The organism is Eudoraea sp. (assembly GCF_049665975.1).
GTDB lineage: Bacteria > Bacteroidota > Bacteroidia > Flavobacteriales > Flavobacteriaceae > Eudoraea.
The window spans coordinates 1-8176 of record NZ_JBATGR010000510.1 but is presented as its reverse complement, the minus strand read 5'-3'; the positions used below and the strand labels follow the sequence as shown (position 1 = coordinate 8176).

Genomic DNA, 8176 nt, shown 5'->3' with positions numbered 1-8176 from the left:
ATAAGAGATCGCGGTGGTTATCGGCATTTGGAGCATTTAGGAACTAAACCCAATGTATATTATTTGCCAGCTGTAGATAGACAATTTCCATTAGAACGTGGATTCGACGTGGATGAAGAAATCATTGAACGTTACAATGATGTTCCTTATGTACAGGAACTAAAGAAGAAAGGTAAAATTTAGACTTAATTTTTCGCATAAATGGATGTCATTCAGAGAAAAAGAGAATTAGTAAAAGAATTCTCGCCTATGTTGGTTGGATCTAGTGTTTTACTAAAAACATGGGTTGGATTATTGATAGCTATAATACTAGTTGGAGTGATTGCCTTTATAATTCAAATTGTGAAGGGACATGAGGTTACAGGGATGCGGGATAATGTTGTTTGGGGTATTTATATTATTAATTTCATTTTTTTTGTTTGTTTAAGTTATTCAGGGGCATTTATAGGTGGTATTTTACACTTCTTTAAAACTCCCTGGAAGAATTCTATTTTGAGGATTGTAGAAATTATAACGGTTTTATCATTAATTATAGGTCCGATATTTATTTTACTCTGCATTGGTAGATTAGACAGGTTACATTATCTATTTATCTATCCTCGAATACAGTCGCCAATAACTTGGGATATTATCGCGATAATAACAGATTTAATAGGGTGTTTTATATACTTGTATTTAACGTTTATTCCCGATTTTGCAATACTGCGCGATAATAGTGAGGATACTCCTGCCTGGAGACAAAAATTATACAGATCACTCGCTTTGAATTATCAGGATACCACTTCTCAACGTGAAAGACTACATAAAATAACCAGAACAATGTCTGCGATGATCATTGTTCTTGCAATCATAGCTTATACGGTATTAGCATGGATATTTAGTTTAACACTTCAACCCGGCTGGAACAGTACTATTTTTGCTCCATATTTTATTGTAGCGGGCTTGTACTCAGGTGTTGGAGTTATTATTATTGCGATGTTCCTGATACGCAAGTATTTTAAACTAGATCATTACATAAGGAAGGTTCATTTTATCGGAGCTGGTATAGTTCTTTTAGTAATTTCATTATTATTTGGGTATTTTACTTTTAGCGAATATTTCTCAAGATGGTTTAGTCATAAAATTCATGATGTTAACCTATTAAACACCTTATTTAACCGCTATTTCTGGGAATTTATTTTTGCAAACTATATTGGTGTTTTGGTGCCTATAATTATTCTATTCTTTAAGAAGTACAGAACTATTAAATCAATAACCTTTGCTGCAGTTATCGCTGTTCTGGGGTTATGGTTTAACCGGTATTTAATAGTTGTGCCTACATTAGAAACCCCATATCTGCCAATCCAAGATACAAGACCTGAATTTATCCATTACTCGGCAACCTGGATTGAGTGGGCTCTGAGCTTTGCAGGAATTGCAGCTTTCGTTTTATTCTTCATACTAATCATGAAACTTGTACCAATTATACCAATGTCGGGAATTATTGACAACGAAAGAGAGCAAAAAGGAAAACATAAAATTACGACCCAAAATCGGAAATAATGAAAAATACTTTAACCAGATATTCAGTATTTATTTTACTATTGGGGTTAATAATCAATACCGCTGGGATTGCGCAAGAACAAGATATTACCAATTATAGGTTGAGGTTTAATTTTAGAACCATTAAACAACATGATAATGTTCGGATACTTGAAGCGAGTTTTATTGCAGCAAATAAAAAAGATAGAAAGGATAGAGTTCCTGTCTATGAGGCTGAAATTAAATTCTTCAACGTCTTGAACGAAGAAGAGGTATTGCTAGGTAAATCAAAAACTTCCAAAGAGGGAATTGCCAAAATCACCCTTCCTGAAAACCAGCAATATTTGATGGATGTGGAAGGAAATATAGTATTTAAAGCAATTTTTGAAGGCACAGATGAATTAGATAGTGATGAAGAAGAAATAAGTATAAAAAACCTGAATTTGGAACTTAGCCTAACAGAAAAAGATAGCCTCAAGATCGTTATGGTTGAATCTTATACCCTTGATAGTCTGGGTATGAAAATTCCTTTAGATGAGGCCGATATTATTATTTCTGTTGATGGAATGCTTTCCAAAATGAATATTGGGGAAGGCACTATCGAAAATGGTGAATTTGAATTTGAATTTCCTGAAGATTTACCCGGAGATTCAAATGGAGACCTCACAGTTTACGCAATACTTGAAGATCATGAAATATATGGAGATGTAATTCAAAAGAAAACTGTCAATTGGGGTATATTTAACAAGCAAATTAAGGAAGATAAATATACCTTGTGGTCAGAAGCAGCTCCTATTTGGATGTACGTGGTATTAACCATTTTACTGGTTGGCGTTTGGGCGAATTACATTTACACTATTGTCAATTTACTTAAAATTAAGAGAGAAGGGAAAAAACTGGAGTTAAAAACGGAAAATTCATAATAAAGTCTAAATAAATCAAAAATTTGGTTTGGTTTTTGAAGTAATAATTACAAATAAATATAAAATGAAAACACTCAAGTTCTTTATGATTATCGGGATTGTAAGTTTTACCATATTTTCTTTCACTTCTGAAGTGCAGGATGAATGGGTAGTCCCTGCAGAATATGTAAACATGAAAAACCCAACTGATCCCTCAGTAGATTTGGCAATAGGAAAATCATTATACAGTAAGCACTGTAAATCCTGTCATGGGAAAGAAGGGTATGGCGACGGACCTAAAGCAAAAGATGTAGAAGGTGATTTAGGAGATTTTTCGTCTGCCGAATACCAGGCACAAACAGATGGGGAATTGTTTTACAAAACCTCTTTTAGTAGGGGAGATATGCCCGAATACACCAAAAAAATGCCTGATGACGAAGACAGGTGGCTTATTGTTAATTATATGAGAACAATGAAAGAATAAAACCAGCTTAACCTTGGCATTGATAAAATAGTTCGAATTTAGTCGAACATAAGACTTAGATACTATTAATGAACAATATTAAGTTTAAAGATGAATCCTTTACTATGAGTAAGACTTTACGTTTTATAAGTATTTCGCACAAAACAGCTTCTGTTTCTAAACGCGAGGAATATCATGTTTCAGATCGTGAAAAGAATAGTTTAATTGAGCTTATCCAAAATACATATCCCGATATTGTAGGCTTATTTCTCCTTACAACTTGTAACAGAACTGAAATTTATATTGAATCTTCGGATACAACAGCTTTAGAACTACTACACTTTTTGGTAAACTATAAAGAAAGGAATCTTGCCATAGATAAAAATTTATTTGATCTAAGCAATTCCACCGAAGACACGGTAAGGCATTTATTAGAAGTTTCATCAGGACTATCATCTTCCATATTGGGAGATGCAGAAATTATTCATCAAATAAGGAAAGCACATCAATTATCAATTACCAACCAATTACAAGGTTCCTTGCTGGAGCGGACAATGCAGACCGTTTTTAAAAGCCATAAGCGAATCAGTAACGAAACTGAATTTAGGGATGGTACCACCTCAGTAGCTTACAAATCGCTGAAAATGGTGAACAGCACTTTCGGCAAAGACTACAAGCAGACAAAAAAAATACTATTTATAGGAGCAGGTGATATTGTAAAACAACTTTTTAAGTATAATTCAAAGTTTGCTTTTAATGATATTTATATCAGTAATAGAACCGAAAAGAAGGCAATTCTATTAGCAAAAAGATATGATTGCAAGGTTTATCCCTGGGATAAAGTACTTGAAAATGATTTCCATGGTTTTGATGTAATTATCAGTGCTGCAAGCAATTGTCACCGGTTGATAAATAACATTGTGAATGAAAATAAAAAATTACTGTTAATTGATCTGGCACTGCCAAGTAATATTAATAAAGAATTGATTCATCGAAACAATGTAACCCTCTATGATCTCGATACCATTTCAGTAGGGCTGGAAAACACACGTGAAAGGAGAAATGCCTCCATTGGTAAAGTAGATCAAATTATTACAGAAGAACTTCTGGCATTCAGTCTATGGTATCAGGAAGCTCCTTTAAGAGTATTTTTAGCTAAACATAAAATAATAGTAAATAATAAGGTTAAGGCCTATTATAAAGCCAAAGGCATAAAAGAAGATTCTCAGGAAATTAGACAATCTACAAATAGGGTTATGAGAAAACTCATAAAACATACCGGAGATAAACTAAAAGCCGATGAAATAGATGCCATTGTCGCAGAACAGATCCCCCATTAAATAAAACAGGTGTCAAAATTTATTGACACCTGTTTTTTGAAATGACTTTCTTATTCCTATCTATATAAAGTAAAGTGTCCAACATATTGTTGTCTTTCCTTGTCATTAGCATTCACTACATACCAGTAATCTCCAGAAGGTAGTTCGTTCCCGTCGTATTTACCGTCCCATCCGGAAACCTGATCCAATACTGCCACTACCCTACCATATCGGTCATATATTTTTACTTCAATATCTGGGAAGTAGTCCCTATTTCTTGGAAACCACAATTCGTTATTGTTATCTCCATCAGGAGTAAAGAAATTTGGAATTTCCAGCATTCCAGTAAAATCAAAAGGTATTGCTATTATAGCTTCACAACCACCCTGGTCCCTGACCATAATATTAACAACGGCATCCTCATTGGTCTCATAAACATTTACATCAGCATAAGATACCCCCTGGAAGAAATACTCATAACCACCATAACCACCCATAGCCGTTGCTGTAATTTCATTAGGCCCACTTTTGACGGCAGTTAGCGTTAGCGGTTCGTATGCATCTGTGGTAAAGTCCACGAAGGTTGTACATCCGTTGGAATGATAAATATATACGGTATGGTCTCCTGCAGGTAAATCACCCCAGATTCTATCGGTTGTTGCCAGTGCAGTAATTGCATCTGTCGGATCTGCAGGATTTAGTGCAAAAAGCAATTCTGAGTACTGACTGGGATCTTGCATTTCAACAGTAACCGTACTGTTTGGGAATATCCCATCACAACCATATTGAATAATTGGCGTGGCAATCAGTTCTACTCCTATTCCAATAGGAACAATAACATTGGTTTCACAACCTCTAGAATCCCTTACAAAGATTACATAAGTATCTCCACCAACAAGATTATCCCAGAACATAGAAGGGTTAGGTGCAAAGTCCACATCAGCCGATGAATTTAATGCAAATTCATAAGGAGCGGTTCCGCCCAGCACCTCTAAACTTACCGTACCGTCCTGATCACCCAGACAGGTTTCCGGTGTAGAATCTACAATCCCTGCCACTAATTCCATAGGTTCCGTTATTGTAATGGTCTGGGTTATGGTACAACCCAAAGCATCCTGAATAATAACTTCATAACTTCTTGGTCCCAGATCAGTAAATGTCTTTCTATTGGGGAATAAAGGATCATCGGCCTCAAAGAATTCACTTAACTGGTCAGCAATAGAATAACGGATAATTCCGGTACCGCCGCTTGCTTCAAGAATAAGCTGACCATCCATATCTCCATTACAACTAACAGGTACTGCTTCTATGTAATCCAGTACCAATGGTGGTGGATCTACAATAGTAATTGGGGTAGAAATGGCAGTACATCCACCACTCTCTGCATAAACCCAATAGGTTCCTGGTCCAAGGTCTCTGAATATTCCTGACGCCTGAGCACTTCTTTCTACATTACCTCCTGAAGGGAAAGGCGGTGTATCTGAATTAAGTAAGGAATAAATGTAATTACCAATCCCACCAAAAGCCTCAGAACGGATAATACCAGTTGCCTCACCGGCGCAATTAATGGTAGCGTTGGCTAAATCTAAGGCTATTACCAAAGGTGCTGCCGGATCCAGAGATATTTGATTAGATTTTTCAAAAGGACATCCATTAGAGTTTTGTACATCATATTGAAATGGTCCCGGATCAATAGTAATATCCTCAGAAATCTGTACAGAAGTCGCCGTAGGATCTAGTGCATCCAAAGGTAAAAACGGATCTGCAGTTCCTGAACGCCTGAAGAAATAACTTACCCCAACTTCAGGATTCGTTACCGTTAATTCCATGACTCCCACATCACCACAACCGGGGGGTGACAATTCAACAAGTTCTACTAAAACTACTTCCGGATCTACAATAGTAATAGGAACAGTTGTATAACTACAGTCCCATCCGTCAAAAACAGTAATCGTATAATCACCTGCGGATAAATTACCAAAATTGGTAGTGGTCTGTATACCACTGCTGGTACCGTCAATTAGTCGATTAAGCTGGTACAAATAATTACCAGGACCCTGACCACCACTTTCATTAAAGGCTTCTATTTCACCATTATTATCATTGTTACATTGTAAAGGTGTGACAACCTGAATATCTGCATAAATTGGTGCAGGCAGTGCTAAATTAATTGTGTTGGTTGAAATACATCCTTCCAGATCTCTTACATTCACTGTATATATGCCATCAGATAAACCTGAGAAGCTGTCATTAGTACTCGGAAAATCTTGTATGATAGTAATGCCATCGGGGGCTATTAACTGGTATTCAAAACTACCCCAGCCACCATCACCAACTGCAAATACTTCTCCCAGTCCCGGAATTGCGCAAGTAACCTCTGCCGTTTGTGTAAGCGCGACAGTTAAAGCCCTGTCTGGCTGTCTAACCGTGGCTATATTACTAACCGCATCACAATAAGGAATGTCCAGAGCCTCAACATAAACTAGCAAATTCCCTGCTGGAAGACCTGTAATAATGCCTGGATTTTGAGCAGGAATGTTGGTATCAAAGGTACCGGTAACGCCTGTAGTTGTTTCAACTCCTGCATTATCTCTCGAGAATACTTCATAATTATAGATTCCACTATAATTATTTATTTGAATACTCATCTCCCCATCAGAACCATTAAAACAGGTTACGGGTTTAGTCTCGGCAATAAGAGCCTCAATGGTATTATAGTCGGGAACATTTACTACAGGAGTGAGGTAGGTACAACCCGCGTTTCCAACATCGGTAACTGCAAATATATAGTCCCCGGGTGTACTAATAGCCCAACTCACTGTATCACTACCACCAGAATTCTGAATTGGTTCAGATCCTAAAGGCAATATTTCCACATCATAATTTCCTGGTCCCTGATCCATTATTATATCTATTGAACCCGGACTCACTCCAGTACCCGAAGCATCACAACTAATAGAATTCACGTTAAACGTAAAAGTGAGTCCTACCGGTGCGTTAATAGTAACTGTATCTGTAATTTCACAACCGTTTTGATCCTTAGCTGTTAAAATTATGGTTTGATCTGTACCATTATCAATTACTTCAAAGACATTGCTTGTCTGGAAATTAGTTCCATCAAATGCCGGAGTTCCATCATTCATACTATAGGTGTAGGTTGGGGTACCGGTATTGGCCCCTGTACCATCTCCATTAGTATCTGTATATATTGTTATGGTAGCCGTATTAAATCGGTTACTGCTCGGGTCGCAGGTAAATTCAGTATTGGTAGTAGCTATTTGTAAAGGCGTAGGTTCAAAAATAACAACGTCTCCCGATCTATCTGTACAACCTCTGTCTGATATAACTTCAACCTGGTATGTGCCTTGTGCTAAATTATCAAAAATAGCTGTTGATTGAGGGCCATCTACTACCGTTGCAGTACCACCATCGTATAAGACATAGGTAAATGGGCTGTCAGTATCCGATCCCGGTAGTAATTCTACGGATATATATCCATCATTTGCACCATTGCAAGTGATGTCTCCTTTAGGTGTTGCCGATATCACAGGAGTGTTCACAATAGTAACATCAACTATTGCATTGTCCTCACATAGTGGGATGGTGTTAGAATCCAAATCGGTTACCAAAATGTTATAATTCCCGGGTACTACATTGATAAATGTATTTGATCCTTGCGGCGGGCCAATTGGATTTAACAAATTATCCCTGAGTTGAAATTCAAAGTTACCACTACCACCGGTTGTATTCACTGTTATCACGCCATCTCCCGCGTTACATGTAGGTTCTGTTGTAGCACTTGCGGTAATTGCAAAGAAATCGAATACTCTGGCAACTATACTATTGATACAACCATTACCATCCCTTACAATTATGGTATAATCACCAGGATTTGGTACAATAAAATTAGGACTTGTTTGAAATCCGCCGCCAATATCATATTCAAATGTCTCATCAGGCAGGCCTGAACC

General features: G+C 37.0%; 5 protein-coding genes and 1 pseudogene. 5 read left to right on the top strand and 1 reads right to left on the bottom strand.

Annotated elements, in window-relative coordinates; all coding sequences use genetic code 11:
- The 5 genes and pseudogenes from WBN20_RS16235 to WBN20_RS16215 form a co-directional block, all read left to right on the top strand.
- Positions 1 to 183: pseudogene (locus WBN20_RS16235) on the top strand (hypothetical protein); the annotation flags it as partial.
- 18 nt (positions 184 to 201) lie between these two features.
- Positions 202 to 1542 carry an NrfD/PsrC family molybdoenzyme membrane anchor subunit gene (gene nrfD, locus WBN20_RS16230; protein WP_424282441.1) on the top strand — a complete coding sequence of 447 codons (1341 nt, stop codon included), beginning with the start codon at positions 202 to 204 and terminating at the stop codon, positions 1540 to 1542.
- Positions 1542 to 2444 carry a hypothetical protein gene (locus WBN20_RS16225; RefSeq protein ID WP_424282440.1) on the top strand — a complete coding sequence of 301 codons (903 nt, stop codon included), beginning with the start codon at positions 1542 to 1544 and terminating at the stop codon, positions 2442 to 2444. The genes nrfD and WBN20_RS16225 overlap by 1 nt, the downstream gene beginning before the upstream one ends.
- A 64-nt stretch (positions 2445 to 2508) precedes the next feature.
- Positions 2509 to 2907 carry a c-type cytochrome gene (locus WBN20_RS16220; RefSeq protein ID WP_424282439.1) on the top strand — a complete coding sequence of 133 codons (399 nt, stop codon included), beginning with the start codon at positions 2509 to 2511 and terminating at the stop codon, positions 2905 to 2907.
- Between the two features lie 104 nt (positions 2908 to 3011).
- Positions 3012 to 4226, top strand: a complete 1215-nt coding sequence (locus WBN20_RS16215; protein WP_424282438.1) for a hypothetical protein — start codon at positions 3012 to 3014, stop codon at positions 4224 to 4226.
- A 56-nt stretch (positions 4227 to 4282) separates the two neighbouring features.
- Here WBN20_RS16215 and WBN20_RS16210 read toward each other — a convergent pair.
- Positions 4283 to 8176 (bottom strand): T9SS type B sorting domain-containing protein (locus WBN20_RS16210; protein WP_424282437.1); only part of this gene is annotated, 3894 nt, incomplete at its 5' end.